We start from the raw sequence: 20,523 nt of genomic DNA, 5'->3' as shown, positions 1-20,523 counted from the left end.
TACACTAAAACTACTTCACGGGAGGAGACGGACATGGGATACGGACACTGGGACGACACCGCCTACCGGGCGGCGGCCACCTTCCGCGCCCGGCGCGGCCAGGACGACTTCGGCTACACCGCCGAAATGCGCGACCGGCCCTACGACAGCTGGCGGGCGCACCCGAGCCTGGAGCCGTTCGGGGTGCGGGCGCGCGAGTGCCGCGATTCCGACGAGCACGGCGCCGCGCTGCCGATCGCGGTGCTCTTCGACGTCACCGGCTCGATGGGCCGGGTGCCGCGGATCATGCAGAACAAGCTGGGGCTGCTGCACGGCCTGCTGCGCAGCCGTGGCTACGCCGACGACCCGCAGCTGCTCTTCGGCGCCATCGGCGACGCCGACAGCGACCGGGTGCCGCTGCAGGTCGGCCAGTTCGAGTCGGACAACCGGATGGACGAGCAGCTGCGCTCGATCCTGCTGGAGGGCGGTGGCGGCGGCCAGAAGTCGGAGAGCTACGAGCTCGCGGCCTACTTCATGGCCACCCACGTCACCACCGATGCCTGGGACAAGCGCGGCAAGCGCGGCTACCTGTTCCTGATCGGCGACGAGCTGAACAAGCCGCGGCTGGCGAGCAGGCACATCCGCGCCGTGATCGGCGACAGCGTGCGGCAGGACGTCTCGGTGCAGTCGATCTACCGCGAGCTGGCCGAGCGCTGGCACGTCTACTTCATCCTGCCGGACCAGTCCAGCTACTTCCACGATCCGGAGATCGCGGAGCACTGGCGCGGGCTGCTCGGGCAGAACTTCCTGAAGCTGGACGATCCGGCCGCGGTCTGTGAGCTCATAGCGCTCACCATCGGGCTCGGCGAGGACCGGGTCGACCTGGCCACCGGCCTCGCCGACCTGCGCGATGTCGGCGCCACCGGGGCCGACGCGGTCGCGCGCACACTGGGCGAGCGCAAGGCGCTGCCGGGGAAGCGGACGGCGTGAACCGAGGTTCCGGCGGTGTCCCGGGTGCGGTGGGCAGCGGCCACGTGATCGTGGTCGACCTCGGCTTCGGGGACGCGGGCAAGGGAGCGACGGTCGACTGGCTGTGCTCCCCGGCGGCGGGGCTCGGCCCCGCCGCCGTCGTCCGGTTCAACGGCGGTGCGCAGGCCGCGCACACCGTCGTGGCGGGCGCGCGCACGCACACCTTCGCGCAGTTCGGGTCGGGCACCCTCGCCGGGGTGCCGACGCTGCTCTCCCGGCACGTGCTGGTCGAGCCGATCGCGCTCGCCGCCGAGGCCGAGGCGCTCGCGGCGCTCGGCGTGCCCGACCCGCTCGGGCTGCTCGCCGTCGACGGCCGCGCGCTGCTCACCACCCCGATCCACATCGCCGCGAACCGGGCGCGGGAGCGGGCCCGCGGCGCAGGCCGACACGGCTCCTGCGGGCGCGGGATCGGCGAGACCGCCTGCTACGCACTGGAACACACGGCCCCGACCGTCGCCGACTGCGCGCACCCGGACCGGCTGCGGGCGCTGCTCACCGCGCTCGCCGCGCACTACGCGCCGCTGCTCGACGGCAGCGGGTTCGGCCACGAGCCGGTGGACGAGCTGGTCGGCATGTACCGGGAGTTCGCCGCCGCCGTCCGCATCGTCGGCGCGGGCGAGCTCGCCCGGCTCGCCCGGCGCGGGCCGCTGGTGTTCGAGGGCGCGCAGGGGGTGCTGCTCGACGAGTGGCGCGGTTTCCACCCGCACACCACCTGGTCGACGGTCGAGCCGAGCAACGCCCGCGCGCTGCTGGCCGGGATCGGCGCCACGGGCACCGTGCTCGGCGTCACCAGGACCTACCAGACCCGGCACGGGGACGGCCCGTTCCCCACCGAGGATCCGGCGCTCGACCTGCCCGAGCCGCACAACGGCACCGGCCCCTACCAGGGCCCCTTCCGCCGCGGGCACCTCGATCTGGTGCTGCTGCGCTACGCGCTCGAGGTGTGCGGCGGGGTCGACGGGCTGGTCGTCAACCACCTCGACGTGCCCGGCCCGCTCCGCGTGGCGACGGCCTACCGCACCCCCGGCGGCACGGTCAGCCGCCTGCCCGTCGGCGCTCGGCGGGACCTGGGCCACCAGGAGTCCCTGACCGCGCTCCTGCGTTCCGCCACACCGCGATCAGTGGAGCTCCCCGCCGACATCCCCGCCTACCTGGAGCGCGAACTGGGTACCCCCGTGTTGCTCGCCGGTAACGGCCCCGACCGGTCCGATCGCCGCCCCACCCCTGCCACTTGCGCGGCCTGATCGCCGCCGCGCGAAAATAGCGTCATGCAGTCGGTCGTATCAGTGGACGTGGTGACGCTGCGGTTCTGGGGGGAGGACCAGGGCATCCGGCTCGGGGTCGCGCCGCGCGGGCACCCGCCCTTCGCCGGCGAGCTCGCGCTGCCCGGCGTGCTGCTCGGCCGCGGCGAACGCCTGGTCGCCGCCGCGCACCGCGCCCTCGTCACCAAACTCGGCGCCCCCGAACCCGCCATCGCCGCCATCGGGCAGCTGGTCACCTTCGACGAACCCAGCCGCGACCCGCGCGGCCCCACCCTCTCCATCGCCATGTGGGCGGTGCTCGGCCCGCACGACAGCCCCGCGCAGTGGGTCTCCTTCGACAGCGTCCCGCCGCTCGCCTTCGACCACAACGCCATCGTCGGCACCGCCCGCACCCTCCTCACCGGCCTGCTCTGGAAAGACCCCGCCTTCACCCGCGCCCTCCTCGGCCATCGGTTCCCCGCCACCCGCGCCGTCGAGCTCGCCACCTCGGTGCACGGCACCCGGCCTGACCCCGCCAATCTCAACCGGACCCTCGCGAGCGTCCCCGGGTTGAATCGAACCGGGGAGCGGCGCAGAGTGAAGGCCACGGGTCGCCCCGCCGCGGTCTGGGCTTTCGACGATGATCAGCCCTCGCAGCCTTTGCACACGCGCGGGACGGTATCGCCTGATCGGGACTAAAGTGGGTGATTCCTCGGGGCACCGGGGTGATCAGAGAGGCGGTGGCATGACTCAGCATCTGGACGAGGTGAACGCCGGGAACGCGGCGGACGAACCCCGCCCCGAGCCCGAGCAGGCCGCCGCGACCACCGAGGCGTCCGCCGCGCCCGTGCCCCCGCGCAGCGGGTCCGCCGCGGTGCCCACCTCCGCTTCGCGGCGGGTGCGGGCCCGGCTGGCTCGGCGGATGACCGGGCAGCGCGGCATCGCGGCGGTGAAGCCGGTGCTGGAGCCGCTGGCGACGGTGCACCGCGAGCTGTACCCCAAGGGCGACCTGGTCCTGCTGCAGCGCGCCTTCGATGTGGCGGACGAGCGGCACAAGCACCAGTTCCGCAAGTCCGGCGACCCCTACATCACGCACCCGCTCGCGGTGGCGAACATCCTGGCCGAGCTCGGCATGGACACCGTCACCCTGACCGCGGCGCTGCTGCACGACACGGTGGAGGACACCGGCTACTCGGTGGAGCAGCTCACCGCCGACTTCGGCCGCGAGGTCGCGCACCTGGTCGACGGCGTCACCAAGCTGGACAAGGTGAACCTGGGCGCGGCCGCCGAGGCCGAGACCATCCGCAAGATGATCATCGCCATGGCCCGCGACCCGCGGGTACTGGTGATCAAGGTCGCCGACCGGCTGCACAACATGCGCACCATGCGCTTCCTGCCCCCGGAGAAGCAGGCGAAGAAGGCGCGCGAGACGCTCGAGGTGATCGCCCCGCTGGCGCACCGGCTCGGCATGGCCACGGTCAAGTGGGAGCTGGAGGATCTCGCCTTCGCCATCCTGCACCCGAAGAAGTACGACGAGATCGTCCGGCTGGTCGCCGACCGCGCCCCCTCGCGCGACACCTACCTGGCCCGGGTGCGCGCGCTGATCGTCAACAACCTGACCGATTCCCGGATCAACGCGGTGGTCGAGGGCAGGCCGAAGCACTACTGGTCGATCTACCAGAAGATGATCGTCAAGGGTAAGGACTTCGACGACATCCACGACCTGGTCGGCATCCGGATCCTGTGCGAGGAGATCCGCGACTGCTACGCCGCGGTCGGCGTGGTGCACTCGCTGTGGCAGCCGATGGCGGGCCGGTTCAAGGACTACATCGCGCAGCCGCGCTACGGCGTCTACCAGTCGCTGCACACCACCGTGGTCGGCCCGGACGGCAAACCGCTCGAGGTGCAGATCCGCACGCACGAGATGCACCGCACCGCCGAGTTCGGCATCGCCGCGCACTGGCGGTACAAGGAGACCAAGGGCAAGCACACCGTCGACTCCACCGAGGTCGACGAGATGTCCTGGATGCGCCAGCTGCTGGACTGGCAGCGCGAGGCCGCGGACCCGGCCGAGTTCCTGGAGTCGCTGCGCTTCGACCTGAAGTCGCCGGAGATCTTCGTGTTCACGCCGAAGGGCGATGTGATCACGCTGCCGCAGAAGTCGACCCCGGTCGATTTCGCGTACGCGGTGCACACCGAGGTCGGGCACAAGTGCATCGGCGCCAGGGTGAACGGCAGGCTGGTCGCGCTGGAGCGGCAGCTGGAGAACGGTGAGGTCGTCGAGATCTTCACCTCGAAGGCGCAGAACGCCGGGCCCAGCCGGGACTGGCAGAACTTCGTCGTCTCGCCGCGCGCCAAGGCCAAGATCAGGCAGTGGTTCGCCAAGGAGCGGCGCGAGGAGGCGCTGGAGACCGGCAAGGAGCAGATCTCCAAGGAGGTCAAGCGCTCCGGGCTGCCGCTGCAGCGGCTGATGAGCGCCGACGCCATGGGCTCGCTGGCCAAGGAGCTGCACTACGACGACGTCTCCGCGCTCTACACCGCGGTCGGGGAGCACCAGGTCTCCGCCCAGCACGTCGTGCAGCGGCTGATGGCCCAGCTCGGCGGCATCGGCGATGTGGAGAACGAGCTCGCCGAGCGCTCCACTCCCTCCAGCACCCCGGCCAGGCAGCGCGTCACCGGCGACGCGGGCGTCCTCATCCCCGGTGCGACGAACACGGTCGCCAAGCTCGCCAAGTGCTGCACCCCCGTCCCCGGCGACGCGATCCTCGGCTTCGTGACCAGGGGCGGCTCGGTCAGCGTGCACCGCACCGACTGCACCAACGCCGAATCCCTGCAGGCCCAGCAGGAACGCATCATCGCGGTGGAGTGGGCCCCCTCGCCCTCCTCGGTCTTCCTGGTGGCCATCCAGATCGAGGCCCTGGACCGCACCCGCCTCCTCTCCGACGTCACCAAGGTCCTGGCCGACGAGAAGGTGAATATCCTGTCGGCCTCCGTCACCACGCACGGCGACCGAGTGGCCATCAGCAAGTTCACCTTCGAGATGGGCGACCCGAAACACCTGGGCCACGTCCTCAACGTCGTCCGCAACGTAGAGGGCGTCTACGACGTCTACCGAGTGACCTCGGCGGCGTAATCCGGCACGGGCAGTGCTGGGGCAGTGGTTCGATCTTGCGGCGCGACACGAACGGCTCTCTGTTTGCCCGCAATTCGCCCCACGACGGCGGTCGCGGTGGTAACTTCCTCCCCGCGGCCGTTCCGTGCCGCGCGGCGCACCCGGCGCCACGCGTGGAAATCGGAAACTTGCGGTGTGCCGCCGAGCGATCGCCGTCGAAGTGTCGCGGACACCACGGTGTCCCGCGGAATGTTTCCGCCGCGCCCGCAGTCATAGCCGGAATCTGTTACGGTCTATTGCGTTTCGAAGCGTCCTGTTGGCTCGGCGATACGGACTGATTGCGAACCGCTATGGCAACGTACACGGGAAGAATCTCGGGAATGCTCGTCGCGTTCGCCGTCGCTGTGGCGACCGCAACCACGGGCACCGCCGCCGCGCAGCCACCTGCCGGGCCCTCCACGGAGCTGGAGATCACGTCGTGTCCCGCGCTGTACGCGCTCGGGATCCAGGGCACCGGTGAATCCTCGCCGGACGCCGCGCCGAGCACCGACACCGGAATGCTCTCCACCGTCTTCCGGCCGCTGCTGGCCAAGGCGAGCGATCCGGGGCTGGTCGATCGCGCCTACGTGCCGTACGAGGCGGGTTTCGGCGGCGCCGTCGGCGGTCAGCAGGCGCCGTACTCGGAGTCCATCACCGGCGGGCTGGTCCGGCTGCGCACCATGGCCAAGCAGGTCGCCGACCGCTGCGGCGAGACCCGTTTCGCGATCGTCGGGTACTCGCAGGGCGCCCACGTCGCGTCGATGTTCGCGCAGGAGGTCGGGCAGGGGCACGGTGTGCTGGCCGCCGACAAGGTCGCGGCCGTCGCGCTCTTCGGCGACCCCACCCGCAATCCGGGCGCCCCGCTCTTCCCCGGCGCGCCGGGCAAGGCCGCCCCTGATGCCGCCCCCGGCGTCTCCGGCGACGAGATCGCGAGCATCGCCGCGCTGCCGCAGGCGCCGGCCACCGGCGGCGGGATCGGCCCCGAGCGGGACCGGGCGGCCAACTTCGGCTCGCTCACCGGCCGCGTCGCGAGCTTCTGCGCCGCAGGCGATCTCGCCTGTGACGCCCCCGAGGGCGCGCCGATCCTCAAGGCCGTGGCCAATATCGCCGGCCAGGCCAAGCTGAGCGGCGGCGACCCGATCGCCTCGCTGGTCTCCATCTCGCAGGCGCTGGCCTTCACCTCGATCAAGACCGCCACCAGGGTGGTGAACGAGGACATCTCCGGCACCTCGCTGGCGAATCTCTCGATCGCACCGAAGCAGTCGATCTCGCAGCGGCTGGCCGACGCCTCCGACCCGCGCACCCCGCTCGATCTGAACGGCGCCTTCAAGGCGATGCTCAAGGTCGGCATGATCGGGCTGAACGCGGTGGTCACCGTGGTGAAGACGGTGCTCAACCCGACCGCCATCGCCGAACTCGCGACGGCCGCGCTGAGCAACCCGCCCGCCGCGCTGCTCCTGCTCGGCACCAAGCTGCTCGGCGCGATCCCGCAGCTGATTCCGCCGACCACGGTCTCCCGCCTGGTCAGCCAGGCCTTCGAGGCGGTGGTGCAGAACATCACCGACAACAGCGAGTTGCTGAACACCACCACCTGGGTCCGCTACTGGGACACGGTGCAGCGGCACGGCGCCTACGGCAATGCCGCCGTCTCGGCCAACGGCGACGCCCCGACCCAGTTCGTGGCGGACTGGCTCGCGGCGACGGCGCACGACATCCACGCGACCATCGGCAGCGGCGGGAAGCCGTCCGGCGCGGCGCCGAAGGTACCGACCGGATTCTTCGACGGCAGCACCGGCGCGTCTCCGACACCGGCTCCGTCGGGTACGGGACAATTCCCCTTCGGGAGCGGAGTCGACGGCGCCTCCTCCGGAGGCTCGGTGCCGTCGGCGCCCCCCGCCGACCGACCCGATTCCGCAGGCAACGCCTATCCGTTCTCCAGGAACTGAACGCCGAGAAGGGCCGATTCATGCCGCAGCACGCGCCCCGATCAGCGGGAATGGGGGAATGTTGAAGTCGTACAAACAACTGTCGCGATGGTACGGGGCGTTGGAGCCGCAGGCCGCGGCCGCCGCGCCGGAGCCTCCGGCAGCACCCGGTCCCGACCCGGACGCCGCACCTCCGGCCACACCGCTCCTCTCGGTAGACCCGGCCGACGCCGTCGAGGGGCGTCGACCGGACCCGGAGCAGACGCCTGCCGCGGCCGCGGAGCCGCCGATCGTGGCGGAGGTCGTCGAGCCCGTGCTCGTCGAGCCCCCGGTGGAACCGGTGGTCATCGCGCCCATCGGCAGCGAACCCGAGGTCGCGGAGACCGCGGCCGAGCCGCCGCGCCCGGTGATCGATGCCGAGGTGGTCCAGGTCGACACCGGAACCGCCGCGAGCACCCCGCCGGACGAGATCGACGACGAACTCAAGTTCCCCTGGGAGCGCGAGGCCGAGGCAGCGGCGGCCGCCGAACCCGACGACATCCCGCGGCTGCGCCCGCAGCAGGCGGACCCGCTGGACGACGCCGACCTGTTCGGCGACGCCGACCTCGCCGGCGACACCGTCACCCCGATCGACGCGCGCCGCGGCGAGCGCGAGCAGTGGCAGGGCGAGCAGTGGCAGGGTGACGACCGCTTCGACAACTACGTGCCGAGCGATGTCACCGCGCAGCGCAGCGAGTTCGTCGGCGGCTGGTCGGACTGGGTCGGCGCGGGTCCGGCCGCGCCCGGCCGGGACGACGACGGGGCGGTGCGCACCCTGCCCGGCCCGCTCGCGGTGCGCGCGCAGGCCCCGCCGGAGGAGGGCAGGCGCCGCCGCGCCTTCGTCGTGCTCGGCGTCGCGGTGCTGCTGCTCGTGCTCGCCGCCTTCGGCGTGGTCTACCTGCTCGGCTCCGGTACCGACCGCACCGGCTCGGCCCCGGTCGTCCCCTCCGCCATGCAGTTCAGCAGCGCGGGCGGCCCGGCCGCCGAGTGCCGGGCGAGCCGCACCCCGACCGAGGTGCGCGGCGCGGGCCGGGGCGGCGCCATGTCCGGGCCGGACGCCATCCTCGCCTTCCAGTACGCGTACTACGTCGACCGCAGCGGCGCCGCCGCGCGGCAGCTGGTCGCGCCGGAGGCCGCGGTCTCGCCCGCGGAGGTGATCCAGCGCGGAATCGACTCCATCCCGGCCGGGACCACGCACTGCGTGCGGATCACCGGGGTGGGCGACAATCGGTACTCGGTCGAGGTCACCGAACAGCGGCCGGGTGGAGTCCCCGCGTCCTACAGCAGGCAGACGGTCACCACCGCGGAGATCGGCGGCCGCACCCTGATCACAGGTATCGCGGCCGGGTAGAGGAGAGCAGTAGCGATGGGAGAGGACAGGAGTTCCCGGGCCGACCGGCAGCGACCGATCCTGGTGGTCGGGGGCTGTGGCGGCGCGGGCACGACGACGACGGTGCTCGGGCTCGCGGGTGCGCGGGCCGCGGGCGGCACCCCGACGGTCGCGGTCGACGCCACCGCGGCAGGCGGCGATCTGGCGCTGCGCGGCGCCGACGAACACCTGCACCCGATCAGCCTGCAGTCGTGGCTCTACGGCCGCGGCGACGACGAGCCCGCCCCGCTCAAGGAGTGCCTGTCCCGGGCCTCCTCCGGGATCGGGCTGCTCTGGCGGGACGAGGCGCCGCTGCGCCGCCGCGCGACGTATCTGACGGTGGCACGGGCGGTTTCGCAGGCCGGCTTCACCGCGGTCTACGACGGCGGAAGCCCGATCGCCGCGCGCCAGTTGCGCCCGCTGCTCGACGACGCCGAGATCGCGCTGGTGCTGGCGATCCCGTCGCGCACCGACGCCGCCAATCGGCTGCGGGTGACGCTGGAGTGGCTGGACGACCAGTTCGGCGCCGCCGACGAGGGGCCGGGCGGCGGCATCGTCGGCGATACCACCATCGTGGTCTCGCATCAGCTCCCCGACTCCGATTCCCGGGTGGCCGAGCATCTGCGCGAGCACCTGGCCGGTTGGGTGCGCGAGATCCGCGAGATCCCGTACGACCCGCACCTGGCCCGCGGCGAGCTGGTGCAGCACGGTGAGCTGGCCGATGGCACCCGGGCGGCCTACGACGAGCTACTGCGCAGCGTGGCATCATGACCGCGGCCATGAAACTTCCGCGCCGCTCCGCTCCGGAGCCGGGAACGGCGGGCGTCATCGCGCCGCCGGAGTCCCGGCGTGCTCCCATCTGGCAGCGTCCGGTGCCGGGAATCGGGCGCGCGCCGCTGGTCTGGGTGCTGGGTGTACACGGGGGCGCCGGAGCCAGTACGCTCGCGCATGTGCTTGCGCCAGTGGCGGATTCGAGCCGCCGCTGGCCCGGCGTCTTCGAGCGTGAATCGCCGTTCGTCGTCCTCGTCGCCAGGGAGACCATCCCCGGGCTGACCCGTGCGCACGATCTGCTCCGCCAGCACCTCTCCGGCTACGCCGGCCGCGCCGATGTGCTCGGCCTGGTCACCGTCGCCGCCCGCCCCGGCAGGCTGCCCGCCGAGATCCGCAGGTACCGCGATGTGGTCGGCTCGCTGGCCGGCCAGCTCTGGCAGGTGCCGTGGGTCGAGGAGTGGACCCTGGTGGAGCCGGAGAAGCTACCGGTGTGGACACCGGGAGACGTGCAGCTGCCGCGCAAGCGCCGGATCGATCCGCTCGACGAGGTGCCGCCGGAGATCCACCGGCTCGGCTCCGAGATCGTCGCGGCGGCCCGCTCGGCCCTGCGCGAATCCAGCTACGACGCCGACGAGCGGATGTTCGAGGAGTGAACGCCGTGTCGAACCACGTCATCTCCGCTTCGAGAAAGGTATCCGGATGAGCGCGCTGCTGCTGGCCGTACAGGACGCGGGCACGGTCCTTGCCCAGGTCGGCAACCCGACCCCCGAGGCGCCGCCCGGATCCGAGAAGATTCTCCAGCTGGTCCGCTACCTCACCTGGTTCGTGCTGCTCGCCGGGATCGTCGCCATCATCTACGCGGGCGGCAAGTTCGCCTGGGAGCGGTGGACCGGCGGCGGGCTGGAGTCGCCGAAGATGGTGGCGGGGGCCATGATCGGTGGTGTCGTCGCGACCAGCGCGGGCACCATCATGAACGCCGTCATCGGGACGTGAGGTCGGCCGTGCTCGCCTACAAACAGATGCCGGCCGACGTGCTCGAGCCGCTCATGCAGCTGCTGAACTGGCTGCTCTGGTTCGTGCTGCTGGTCTGCCTCGCCTGGATGATCCTGTCCGCGGGGCGGCTCTGGATGGCCTTCAAGTCCGACCTGGCCGTGAACGACGCCTCCTTCGGCGTGCTCATGAGCCTGCTCGGCGCGATCGTGGCCAGCACCGCCTCCGGCATCGCACTCGCGTTCCTGCCTGCGTGACGCCGACGGTCAGGGGGAGCTCCAACATCATGAATCGAATCCAGAGACCCGGTGCGGGCGCGGTCGGCCTCGCGCTGCTGATCGCCGCGAGCACCGCCTGCGGCGGCGGTGACTCCGGCGAGTCCGGCCCCGACCTGAACGCCGCCCCGAGCAATGTGCGCTGGCAGTCCTTCCAGGGCGTCGCGCTGCCGCAGTCCGACCAGGGGCCGCGCTCCGGCGCGGACGGCGCGGCGACCGGCTTCGACCACTCGCCGCCCGGCGCGGCGGTGGCGGCCATCGTGCACACCGTCCGGCTCTCCATCGCGCCGGACGGGCAGTGGTCGCAGGTGGTGAACCGGGAGGTCGTTCCCGGCCCCGCGCGCGACGAGTGGGCGATCAACCGGGTGCAGCTCTCGATCACCGGCCCGGCCGCCGCCGAGTACGCGCCGCGGGTGCTCGGGTACCGGGTGACCGATTACACCGACGAGCGCTCGACGGTCGACGTCTACACCGAGTACTCGGACTCCTCGCGCGCCGTCACGCACACCACCGTCGAGTGGTTCGACGAGGACTGGCGGCTGCGGCTGCCCGATCCCGGGTCGACCGTGCGCCCGGTGGACGCCGTGGACCAGGTGCCCGCGGAGATCGTGCAGCTGGAGGCCCCGAAGTGAGCGGGCGGGGGGAGGTGCCGTGAGCGGCAAGGATTCCGCGGCGCCGCGCGAGCGCGTCTCCTTCGGCGTCGTCGCCTCCGGCGCGGTGCTGGCGCTGATCCTGATCGTCGGCTTCGTCGTCTACCTGAACCGGGGTGACGCCGACGCCACCGTGGCGCTGCCACCGGCCGGAAACACCGGGACGGGAACGGGTTTCGCCTCTCCGGAGGCGGATTTCCTCGGCCGCCGGGTGGACATCCCGAACAACTCCGCGGGGCAGCCGCTGCCGCAGGACACGAGTAAACAGCGCAAGCCGGGCGACCCGGCCTGGCTCACCGCCGCCCCGATCGGGACCACCGCGCCGCAGGGCTGGCAGCGGGTCTACGGCGCCTCGGTGCCGTTCTCCACCTCGGACGGCCCGGCCCGGATCGAGAACGGCCTCGCCGTCGGCTACGCGCACACCCCGCAGGGCGCCGCGCTGGCCGCCGCGCAGATCACCTACCGGCTGAACGCGCGCCCGGCCAACCGCGACCTGTACGTCACCCAGGTGCGGGTCTCGCCGCAGCAGCTGTCCGCGTACGAGAACGCGCTCGCCGCGGACAAACTGCCGGAGCAGCAGCCGGAGAAGGTCACCCGCTACCTGGTGGCCCCGGACGCCTTCAAGATCGACGACTACGCCGACGACCTGGCGATCGTGCGGCTCGCCGCGCGTGGCCCGGTCGTCGACGGCAAGCAGCTGTGGGCCGCCGTCCGGCTCGTGGTGGTGTGGGACGCGGGCGACTGGCGGCTCAAGCCGACCTCCTCGACCAACTCGCAGACCGAGTACCTCGAGACGCTGGAGGGGTGGACCCGATGGTGATCAGGCACTACATCGAGGGGTGGATGCCATGCTACGGCGGATAATCACGATTCTCGCGGTCGTCTTCACGGTGACGATGGCGACCCCGATGATCGCCTACGGCCAGACCTACGGCTTCGACGAGGCGTGTAACGAGCTGCACGACACCCTCGACAGCGTCGGCATTCCCGGCGTCTCGCTGGGTGATGCCGCCTCGGCGGTGTGCAAGGCGGGCAATGCCGCCTCGCATCCGGCCGATGCCGCGACCGCCGTCAAGGACAAGGCGTGGGATTCCACCTTCGGCAAGGTGGTCGACTCGCTGATGAACGGCCTCGGCGAGGCCATCGTGCTGTCGCTGACCTTCTGGATGCGGGTGCCGAACGAGGCGGCGAGCGACTCCGGGTCGCTCTTCACCAAGATCAACGAGTACACGTATCAGATTCAGATATTGCTGCTCATAGCCTCGGTGATCCTCTCCGGCGCGCGGTTGGCCGCGGCCAGACGCGGGGCCGCGGTGAGCGAGGCGGCCGAATCGTTCCGGATGTTCGCCCGGGTGGTGTTCAGCTCCTGGATGCTCGGCGCGGTGATCGTCGCGGGCACCCAGGCGTCGGATCGCTTCGCGGACTGGCTCATCCAGGACGCCACCAACGGCAATGCCAAGGACATGGCCGAGCTGATGGTGAAGACCAGCAAGCTGCAGGCGTTCTCGCCGGGGCTGGTGCTGATCATCGCGATCGTCGGGCTGCTCGGCGCGCTGGCGCAGATCGTGCTCGCCATCGTCAGGCAGGGGCTGCTGATCATCGCGGCGGGCGTGCTCCCGCTGGCCGCGGCGTCGTCCGGGATGGACCTCGGCAAGTCCTCATACCAGAAACTGGTCGGCTGGATCATCGCCTTCATGCTCTACAAACCGGTGGCCGCCATCGTCTACATGATCGCCTTCACCACCGCCGGGCACGTGGACGGCCTCACCCCCACCGGCGGGCTGCCGGAGGGCGAGGAGGCGCAGCGCATGTTGGTCGCCATCGTGCTGCTCTGCTCGGTCGCCTTCGTGCTGCCCGCGCTGATGCGGCTGGTGACCCCGGCGGTCGCCATCGTCGGCAGCGGCGGCTCCGGCCTCACCGCGACCGGTGGCACGCTGGTCGCGGCGGCCGCGCTCGGCGCCATGGGCACCAAGGCGGTCGGCACCCGCACCGCCGCCGCGCCCGGCCGGGCCGGCTACGTCAGCGGCAGCGGCACCGGGCCGCGGCCGCCGGGGGGCGCGGGCGGAATGCGGCCGTCGCCGCGCCCGACCCCGCCGCGCGGTGGCGGCGGTGGGGCGGGCAATGCCGCGGCCCCGCCCGCCGCGCGCGCCTCCGGGCCCGCGGGGGCAGGCGGGGTAGCGTCCGGGGCATCCCGGGTGGCAGGTCGGGTCGCGTCCGCGCGCGCCGCCACCTCGGGGCTGAACCGGGCGGATCAGGCCATGGGCGACATGGCGGGTGACCGCTGGGCCAACCGGTCGCCCGATCTCGGGAGGAGCACCATTCCGCGATGACGAGCACCGATACCTACGAGCGCCGGTCCTACGGCCTCTGGCAGAAGCCCCGCAGCGCAGGCCTGTTCGGCCTGCGCTGGGAGGAGACCGTCATCGGTTTCGTCGTCGTGATCACCGCGCTGATCTGCGCGATGGTCGGCGGCTTCCAATGGGGGGTGATCGTCGGCGGCGTCGGTGTCGTCGTGATGGTTCCGCTGGTGTGGCGGTCCGGAGGGCGCTCCGGGTACGAGACGGGAATTATGATGTTCAACTGGATGCGGTCGCGCAATCGCGGCGAGCACGTCTACCGCGGCGGCCGGTTCTCCCGGATCCCCGGCGGCGTCACCCGGCTGCCCGGGCTGCTCGCGCCCTCCAAGCTCTACGAGGGCATCGATGCGGGCGGCTACAGCTTCGGCATGATCCACCTGCCGCAGTTCGCGCAGTACACGGTGGTGCTCCGGGCCTGGCCGCAGGGGCACGAGGCGGTGGACCAGCCGGTCATCGACCGCTGGGTCTCGGCCTGGGGCACCTTCCTCGCCTCGGTCGGCCAGACCAGCGACATCATCGCCGTCGTCCCGGTGATCGACACCGTGCCGGAGACCGGAAACCGGCTGCTCACCGAGGTCTCCACCATCACCCGCCCGGATGCCCCCGACCTGGCGCAGCAGGTGATGTACGAGCTCGCGACCGAGCTGCCGCAGGAGCGGGTGCAGCTGCTGCCCCGGGTCGCGATCACCTTCAAGGCCACCACCGCCGAGCGGCGCAAGAACCCGGCCGAGGAGGCCGTGGAGATCGGGCGCAGGCTGCCCGGCATCTGCGCCGCGCTCGCCGAGGCGGGCGTGCGCGCGCAGCCGATGGCGGCCGAGGAGGTCATCGCCTTCATCCGGCGCAGCTACGACCCGGCCGCGCAGGCCGACCTCGAGGTCGCCGCGGGCGAGCCCGGCGGGCACGGCCTGGACTGGGCCGACGCCGGGCCGGTCTCGCACGACGAGAAGTGGGACCACCTGCTGCACGACGGCGGCCGCTCGGTCACCTGGGAGATGGACGCCGCCCCCGAGGGGGCCGTCGACGAGCGGGTGCTGCAGCGCCTGCTGGCGCCGAACCCGGAGGTGCCGCGCAAGCGGATCGCCATCGTGTACCGGCCGCACTCGGCCGCGGACGCCGCCGAGATCGTCGACGACGACTTCAAGAACGCGCTGGTGGCGCAGCAGAGCGAACGCGGCGTCGTGTCGGCCGCGGCAACCCTGCGGGTGGGCGCCACCCAGCAGGCGCGAGAGGAACAGGCACGTGGTCACGGCGTTACGCGGTTCGGCGCGCTCGTGACCATCACCGAACCGATGCGCGGAGATCTGCCGCGCATCGAGGCGATTACCCGCGACCTGTCCACACAGGCGCGGCTGAAGATCCGGCGGTGCTACCGGTACCAGGCGGCGGCCTTCGCGGCCTCCCTCGGGTGCGGTGTCATCCTGCCGGAGCACGCGACCATTCCGAAGGCATTGGCGGGGTGAGCGATCCATGGCACGTGACTACGAACCACCGGTCCGGGACCGGGACAGCGCTCCGGCGCGCCGCGGCTCGCGGCGCGACTCGCGCGAGAACCGCGCCGACCACGAGCAGTGGCCGGACCCGGCGCTAGCCGAGCCGCCCCGGCGCAGGCCGGTGCCGCCGACCCTGGAGCCGCCGGACAGCGAGGGGCGCCCGCGCGGGCGTCGCGCGCCGGACGCCCCGCCGCGGCAGCGCGACGACACCGGTCGCCGCGCCCCCGGACCGGACGCGCCCGCCCCCGAGGCCAGGCGCGCGCCCGAGCGGCGCCGCCCGGCGGCGGAGGACGAGGCCGGGCGCCGACCGGCGGCCGAGGGACGCCGGGCACCCAGCGGCGGTGACGCCGCTCGCAGGCCCGCCCCCGAGCGGCGTGCGCCGGAATCGGGCCGTCCGTCGGCCGAGGCGCGCCGTGCGGCCGTCGACGGCGATACCGGGCGCAGGCCGGTCGCCGACCGCCGGGCCCCGGAGCCGGGCCGTCCGTCGGCCGAGGCGCGCCGTGCGGCGATCGACGGCGACACCGGGCGCAGGGCCGCCGCCGAGGCGCGCCGCACGGCGGTGGACGGCGACACCGTGCGCCGCCCCTCGGCGGAGAGCGCGCGCCGGGCGCCGGAATCCGGCCGGGATCCGGTCGAGAACGGCCGCCGCGCGGCGGAATCCGCGCGCGCCGCCGCCGAGGCGAGGCGCGGCACCGCACCGCGCCGGAGCGAGGGCGAGGTGGCCAGGCGCTCCCCGGACGACGTCGCCCCGCGCCGCCAGCCGGAGCCACCGGCCCCGCGCCGGCCCCGCCCGGCGAACCTGCGCAAGGAGCGGCAACCGCGCCGCGACCGCGACCGCCGCGACCAGAAGCCGGACTACACCGCCGACCGCGCCATGGGCAACGCCGACCCGGCCGCCCGCCGCGCCAAGGCCCGCGCCGACAAGCGCAAGCAGCAGGGCCCCTCGGTCCTGGACGACGCCACCCGCACCCAGCTGGAGGCGATCGCCCGCGAGCAGAACGGCCTGCGCGCGGTCTGGGCGCAGTTCCGGATCACCACCGACGACGCCCGCCGCCGCAACGCCGCCGCCCGCACCGAGCAGTCGCACGAGGACGGCTTCGACCGCGCCACCGCGCAGCTCACCGACCGCGGCTACGCGGGCCCGGGCGGCGGCCGGATGAACGTCGTCGGCCGCCCCGTCGAGTACCGCGCCACCACCGCCCAGGTGGCCGGGCTCTGGCCGTGGTCGGTCGGCGCGGGCGCGCCGCTGATCGGCACCCCCCTCGGCTCGCACCTGCACACCGGCGCCCCCGTCTGCTTCGACCCGATGAACTGGTTCCTGCGCGGCAGCTTCATCACCGCGCCCAGCCTGTTCGTGCTCGGGCTGAACGGTTTCGGCAAGTCCTCGCTGGTGCGCCGGATCGTGCTCGGCGGCATCGCCCAGGGCATCACCCCGCTCATCCTGGCCGACGTCAAGCCGGACTACCGCAAGATGGTCGAGATGGTCGGTGGCCAGGTGATCGACCTCGGCTACGGCCACGGCCAGCTCAACCCGCTGGCCGCCGGCGTGCTCGGCTCGGTCGTTCCGCTGCTGGACGAGCTGCCGGAGCTGCAGCTGCAGGTGCTGCAGGACCTGCGCGCCAGGCAGGTCACGCTCGTCGCCGGGCTGGTCGAGCTGGTTCGCGGCGCCAGGGTGCGCGATTACGAGGAGACGCTGATCTCCACCGCGCTGCGCATCCTGTACCGGCCGGGCAGCGGCTACACCCCGGACAGCCCGCCGATCATGGAGAACCTGCTCGAGGTGATCGTCGACGGCGGCGAGGAGCTCATGCTCGACGCGGGCGCCGACGACGAGGCCGAGTACCAGGTCGCCATCAAGAACCTGCGGCGCTCGCTGCGCGCGCTCACCCAGGGCCCGTTCGGCGCGGTCTTCAACGGCCAGACCTCGGTGCCGATCGACACCTCCGCGGTGGCGGTGGCGATCGACGTCTCGCACATCCCCACCGGCGACAAGAAGCTCAAGGCCGCGGTCATGCTCGCCTGCTGGGCGGACGGCTTCGCCTCGGTCGAGGCGGCGCACGTGCTCGCCGACGCCGGGCTCGGCCCGCAGCGCTACTTCCAGGTGGTGATGGACGAGCTGTGGCAGGTGCTCGGCCTCGGCGACTTCATGGTCGATCGGGTCGACGAGCTGACCCGGTTGCAGCGCACCATCGCGACCGCGCTGATCATGATCAGCCACACCATCAAGGACCTGCAGGCGCTCGGCTCCGACGCGGCGATCGCCAAGGCGCTCGGCTTCCTGGAACGCGCGCGCGCCAAGATCTTCGGCGCGCTGCCCGCCGAGGAGATCCACCGCCTGGACAGCACGGTGCCCTTCACCGCGGCCGAGCAGGAGATGGTGACCAGCTGGTCGGCGCCGCAGGCACTCACCGGCGAGGCGCTCAAACCGGGCCAGCAGCGGCCGTCGCCGCCCGGGACCGGCAAGTTCCTGCTCAAGATCGGCGAGGACCGCAGGCCGGGCATCCCGTTCCACATGGAGTTCACGCTCTCCGAGAAGGAGAGCGGGATCCACGAGACCAACCAGCGGTTCAGCGAGTTCACCGAGTCCACCCGGCGTGGTGATTCCGGGAGCGCGGCGTGAGTACCGCGGTGGACCCGAGGTGCGCCCGATGATGCCGCACCGGTCGTACCGCCGGGTCTCCCCTGAGGTGCGGCAGGCGGCGGTGCAGCAGGTGCTCGCGCTGGCGAGCACGCTGAGCAGCGAGTCGGAGGCGTGCCGGATGGTGGCCGACCAGATCGGTGTGCACACCAACTCGGTCCGCAACTGGGTGCGGGCCGCCGAGGGGCCGAGCCTGGAGCGGATGGACGCGGCGGCGCTGCGCCGCAAGGTGGCGCTGCTGCAGCAGCAGCTCGCCGCCGCCGCCGAGATGAACCGGACCCTCGCCGACACCCTGAACGAGACCCGGCGCCGCACGTGAGCCCTCGGTGAACGCGCGCAGCATCCTCTACTTCGCACTGGGCAGCGTCATCGGGCTCATCACGATCGTCCTGGTGATCGTGTTGCCCGCCGCCGAGGATCCGTGCGAGGACGCGAGCGTGCTCGGCTCCGCCTCGGTGCTCCCGCCGCTGGGCGGCTACGCCCCCGGCGACCCGCGCGCGGGCGCCACCGCCGCCCCGGACGGCACCGGCGCGGCGAACACCCCGGCCGCCGCGGCGAACCCGTCCGCCACCGGCACCCCGTCGCTCGCCGCGGGCGCGGGCCCGCTGCGCCGCACGCTGCCGCTGGCCACCGGCACCTACTCGGTCTCCGACACCTTCGGCACCCGCGGCGGCGCGCACCGCGGCGTCGACTTCGCCGCCGCCGACGGCACCCCGATCTACTCGGTCGCCGACGGCCGGGTGGTCGCCGCCGGACCCGCCTCCGGCTTCGGCAACTGGATCGTCGTCGACTCGGTGGACACCAACGGCCGCGGCTACTCCGCGGTCTACGGCCACATGTGGGACAGCGGCGTCGGGGTCGCGGTCGGCGAGACCGTGCGCGCGGGCCAGCCCATCGGCGAGGTCGGCTCGAACGGCGAGTCCAGCGGCCCGCACCTGCACTTCGAGGTGGTGCCTGGCGGCCGCTTCACCGGGGGAAGGCAGATCGACCCGATGCCCTGGCTGGACGGCGCGCCGACCCCGGATGTCGGTGGGGCTCGGGCCTACTCGGCCGACCCGCGCTGCAGCCGCGGCTTCGGCAGCGCCGGTGGCGCGCTGGCCGACGGCAAGGTCCCGGCCGAGCTGGAGATCTGGTATCGCAGGGCGGGTTCGCTCTGCCCGGAGATCACCCCGTCGCTGCTGGCCGCGCAGGCCAGGCAGGAGTCCGGCTTCCGGCGCGGGCTGACCTCGCCCGCGGGCGCGCAGGGGCTGGCGCAGTTCCTGCCCGGCACCGCCGCCTCGACCAACCCGGACGACGGCCAGCCCTACGTCATCGACGCCGACGGCAACGGCACCGCCAGCGTGTGGGACGACGGCGACGCCATCATCGGCCAGGGCCGCTACATGTGCGCCATCGCGGGCAAGATCAACGGCTGGATCGCGGACGGCCGGGTGCGCGGCGACGTCGTCCCGCTGACGCTGGCCGCCTACAACGCGGGCGAGGGCGCGGTGCTCGCCTCCGGCGGCATGCCGAACCAGTACGCCGCGCACCTCTCCGAAACCGCGCCCTACGTGCGCAATATCCTCGCGATGGAGCCGGAGTACCGCGACCCCGGCTCCAACGGCCGCTTCACCCCGGAGGAGGGCGGCGGCACCGCGCAGGTGCTGGCCGCCGCGCAGGAGTGGGTCGGCACCCCGTACGTCTGGGGCGGCGGCGGGCCGCAGGGCCCGAGCAGCGGCGGGCTGGACGGGCCCGGGCTCACCGCGGCCGCGGTCTTCGCGGCCTCCTCCGGCACGGTCACGCTGCCGCGCACCGCCGAACAGCAGTGGGAGGCGGGCTCCGAGGTGCCGCTAGCCCAGGCCACCCCGGGTGACCTGGTGTTCAGCGGTTTCGGCTCGCGCGGCCCCGCGCAGGTCGGGGTGTACGCGGGGAACGGCAGCATGCTGCAGGCGGTGCCGGGGGCGAACGGTCGGGGCGGCGGCGTCACCGAGATGCCGGTGCCCGGCGATGCCAGGGCGAGGAGGGTGCTGTGATTGCTCGGCCGACGTGCGCGGACGCGTTACCCTTGATGAGCAAGGGGAATTCACGCGCGACGCTGGTGGTGGTGCTGATGGCGGGCATCGCGGTGCTGCTCGCGGCCTGCGGCGGCCGGGAACCGGATGCGTCCGCGCCCGGCGCGGCGAGCCGGGCGACCTCGACCACCCGGCTGCTGGAGGCGGTCCCGGCGCCGGACCCGGTCACCCCGGACGGCGTCGCGGTCGCGGCGCTGCGCGAGATCTACACCTGGAACCCGGCCGCCGAGGCGCCGGGTGATTCGCTCGCTCGAGCCAGGAAGTTCCTCGGCCCCAGCCTGATCCGCACCGCCGATGCCCCCGCCGCCGACGGGCCGAAGCCGACCCTGCAGTGGGGGGAGTGGGCCGCCGCCGGGGCGACGGTGCGGGCCTTCACCTTCGCCTCCGGCGAGCGGCCGCCGGCGGCGGCGGATCCGAACGTGCAACAGTTCAAGATCGGAATCGAGCAGACCGTCGAATACCGGAACGGCAGGCAGGAGCAGTTGCCGCCGGCCACCGTGATCGCCACCGTGGTGCGCACCGCCGACGGCTGGCGGCTCGACGGTTTCCGCTGACCCCGTTTCATCAC

The 20,523-nt window shown here is 72.9% G+C and carries 18 protein-coding genes; all 18 read left to right on the top strand.

What is annotated here, in order from left to right; all coding sequences use genetic code 11:
• Positions 1-33: 33 nt before the first annotated feature.
• Positions 34-969 (top strand): hypothetical protein, encoded by a 936-nt coding sequence (locus ACFO0B_RS13570; RefSeq protein WP_378612757.1) that lies wholly within the window; start codon positions 34-36, stop codon positions 967-969.
• Positions 966-2,252 (top strand): adenylosuccinate synthetase, encoded by a 1,287-nt coding sequence (locus ACFO0B_RS13565; protein ID WP_378612756.1) that lies wholly within the window; start codon positions 966-968, stop codon positions 2,250-2,252. The genes ACFO0B_RS13570 and ACFO0B_RS13565 overlap by 4 nt, the downstream gene beginning before the upstream one ends.
• Before the next feature lie 24 nt (positions 2,253-2,276).
• Positions 2,277-2,948: an NUDIX hydrolase gene (locus tag ACFO0B_RS13560; RefSeq protein ID WP_378612755.1), complete on the top strand. Its 672-nt coding sequence runs from the start codon at positions 2,277-2,279 to the stop codon at positions 2,946-2,948.
• A 46-nt stretch (positions 2,949-2,994) separates the two neighbouring features.
• The gene (locus ACFO0B_RS13555; RefSeq protein ID WP_378612754.1) at positions 2,995-5,382 is read left to right on the top strand and encodes a RelA/SpoT family protein; all 2,388 of its coding nucleotides are present in this window, start codon (positions 2,995-2,997) and stop codon (positions 5,380-5,382) included.
• A 359-nt stretch (positions 5,383-5,741) separates the two neighbouring features.
• Positions 5,742-7,346, top strand: coding sequence for a cutinase family protein (locus tag ACFO0B_RS13550; protein WP_378612753.1), 1,605 nt, complete (start codon positions 5,742-5,744; stop codon positions 7,344-7,346).
• Positions 7,347-7,617: 271 nt separating this feature from the next.
• Complete coding sequence (locus ACFO0B_RS13545) at positions 7,618-8,715, top strand: hypothetical protein (protein ID WP_378612752.1); 1,098 nt, start codon at positions 7,618-7,620, stop codon at positions 8,713-8,715.
• A gap of 15 nt (positions 8,716-8,730) precedes the next feature.
• The gene (locus ACFO0B_RS13540) at positions 8,731-9,504 is read left to right on the top strand and encodes a hypothetical protein (RefSeq protein WP_378612751.1); all 774 of its coding nucleotides are present in this window, start codon (positions 8,731-8,733) and stop codon (positions 9,502-9,504) included.
• Positions 9,501-10,157, top strand: a complete 657-nt coding sequence (locus tag ACFO0B_RS13535) for a hypothetical protein (RefSeq protein ID WP_378612750.1) — start codon at positions 9,501-9,503, stop codon at positions 10,155-10,157. Before ACFO0B_RS13540 ends, ACFO0B_RS13535 begins: the two co-directional genes overlap by 4 nt.
• Before the next feature lie 46 nt (positions 10,158-10,203).
• Positions 10,204-10,497 (top strand): hypothetical protein, encoded by a 294-nt coding sequence (locus ACFO0B_RS13530; RefSeq protein WP_067656720.1) that lies wholly within the window; start codon positions 10,204-10,206, stop codon positions 10,495-10,497.
• Positions 10,494-10,751 carry a hypothetical protein gene (locus tag ACFO0B_RS13525; protein WP_378612749.1) on the top strand — a complete coding sequence of 86 codons (258 nt, stop codon included), beginning with the start codon at positions 10,494-10,496 and terminating at the stop codon, positions 10,749-10,751. Before ACFO0B_RS13530 ends, ACFO0B_RS13525 begins: the two co-directional genes overlap by 4 nt.
• Before the next feature lie 29 nt (positions 10,752-10,780).
• Positions 10,781-11,401 carry a hypothetical protein gene (locus tag ACFO0B_RS13520; protein ID WP_378612748.1) on the top strand — a complete coding sequence of 207 codons (621 nt, stop codon included), beginning with the start codon at positions 10,781-10,783 and terminating at the stop codon, positions 11,399-11,401.
• 19 nt (positions 11,402-11,420) lie between these two features.
• Entirely contained in the window at positions 11,421-12,239 is an 819-nt protein-coding gene (locus ACFO0B_RS13515) for a hypothetical protein (protein ID WP_378612747.1), read from the top strand.
• Positions 12,240-12,267: 28 nt separating this feature from the next.
• Entirely contained in the window at positions 12,268-13,749 is a 1,482-nt protein-coding gene (locus ACFO0B_RS13510) for a hypothetical protein (protein WP_378612746.1), read from the top strand.
• The gene (locus ACFO0B_RS13505) at positions 13,746-15,236 is read left to right on the top strand and encodes an SCO6880 family protein (protein WP_233019328.1); all 1,491 of its coding nucleotides are present in this window, start codon (positions 13,746-13,748) and stop codon (positions 15,234-15,236) included. The genes ACFO0B_RS13510 and ACFO0B_RS13505 overlap by 4 nt, the downstream gene beginning before the upstream one ends.
• 7 nt (positions 15,237-15,243) lie before the next feature.
• On the top strand, positions 15,244-17,886 hold the full coding sequence (locus ACFO0B_RS13500; protein ID WP_378612745.1) for a hypothetical protein: 2,643 nt from the start codon (positions 15,244-15,246) through the stop codon (positions 17,884-17,886).
• A 28-nt stretch (positions 17,887-17,914) separates the two neighbouring features.
• Positions 17,915-18,223, top strand: coding sequence for a transposase (locus ACFO0B_RS13495; RefSeq protein ID WP_378612744.1), 309 nt, complete (start codon positions 17,915-17,917; stop codon positions 18,221-18,223).
• A gap of 7 nt (positions 18,224-18,230) precedes the next feature.
• Complete coding sequence (locus ACFO0B_RS13490; RefSeq protein ID WP_378612743.1) at positions 18,231-19,916, top strand: peptidoglycan DD-metalloendopeptidase family protein; 1,686 nt, start codon at positions 18,231-18,233, stop codon at positions 19,914-19,916.
• A 35-nt stretch (positions 19,917-19,951) separates the two neighbouring features.
• Entirely contained in the window at positions 19,952-20,509 is a 558-nt protein-coding gene (locus tag ACFO0B_RS13485; protein ID WP_378612742.1) for a hypothetical protein, read from the top strand.
• Positions 20,510-20,523 lie beyond the last annotated feature (14 nt).

Origin of the sequence: Nocardia jiangsuensis, from assembly GCF_042650385.1 — a bacterium.
Lineage (GTDB): Bacteria > Actinomycetota > Actinomycetes > Mycobacteriales > Mycobacteriaceae > Nocardia > Nocardia jiangsuensis.
Note: the sequence above shows the minus strand (reverse complement) of the source record. Positions and strands in the feature narration are given on the sequence as shown.

What these genes read in the sequence shown, in the direction of transcription:
- ACFO0B_RS13570 (WP_378612757.1), top strand. Translation starts at nt 34, where the DNA reads ATGGGATACGGACACTGGGACGACACCGCCTACCGGGCGGCGGCCACC.
- ACFO0B_RS13560 (WP_378612755.1), top strand. Translation starts at nt 2,277, where the DNA reads ATGCAGTCGGTCGTATCAGTGGACGTGGTGACGCTGCGGTTCTGGGGG.
- ACFO0B_RS13555 (WP_378612754.1), top strand. Translation starts at nt 2,995, where the DNA reads ATGACTCAGCATCTGGACGAGGTGAACGCCGGGAACGCGGCGGACGAA.
- ACFO0B_RS13550 (WP_378612753.1), top strand. Translation starts at nt 5,742, where the DNA reads ATGCTCGTCGCGTTCGCCGTCGCTGTGGCGACCGCAACCACGGGCACC.
- ACFO0B_RS13540 (WP_378612751.1), top strand. Translation starts at nt 8,731, where the DNA reads ATGGGAGAGGACAGGAGTTCCCGGGCCGACCGGCAGCGACCGATCCTG.
- ACFO0B_RS13535 (WP_378612750.1), top strand. Translation starts at nt 9,501, where the DNA reads ATGACCGCGGCCATGAAACTTCCGCGCCGCTCCGCTCCGGAGCCGGGA.
- ACFO0B_RS13530 (WP_067656720.1), top strand. Translation starts at nt 10,204, where the DNA reads ATGAGCGCGCTGCTGCTGGCCGTACAGGACGCGGGCACGGTCCTTGCC.
- ACFO0B_RS13520 (WP_378612748.1), top strand. Translation starts at nt 10,781, where the DNA reads ATGAATCGAATCCAGAGACCCGGTGCGGGCGCGGTCGGCCTCGCGCTG.
- ACFO0B_RS13510 (WP_378612746.1), top strand. Translation starts at nt 12,268, where the DNA reads ATGCTACGGCGGATAATCACGATTCTCGCGGTCGTCTTCACGGTGACG.
- ACFO0B_RS13505 (WP_233019328.1), top strand. Translation starts at nt 13,746, where the DNA reads ATGACGAGCACCGATACCTACGAGCGCCGGTCCTACGGCCTCTGGCAG.
- ACFO0B_RS13500 (WP_378612745.1), top strand. Translation starts at nt 15,244, where the DNA reads ATGGCACGTGACTACGAACCACCGGTCCGGGACCGGGACAGCGCTCCG.
- ACFO0B_RS13495 (WP_378612744.1), top strand. Translation starts at nt 17,915, where the DNA reads ATGATGCCGCACCGGTCGTACCGCCGGGTCTCCCCTGAGGTGCGGCAG.
- ACFO0B_RS13485 (WP_378612742.1), top strand. Translation starts at nt 19,952, where the DNA reads ATGAGCAAGGGGAATTCACGCGCGACGCTGGTGGTGGTGCTGATGGCG.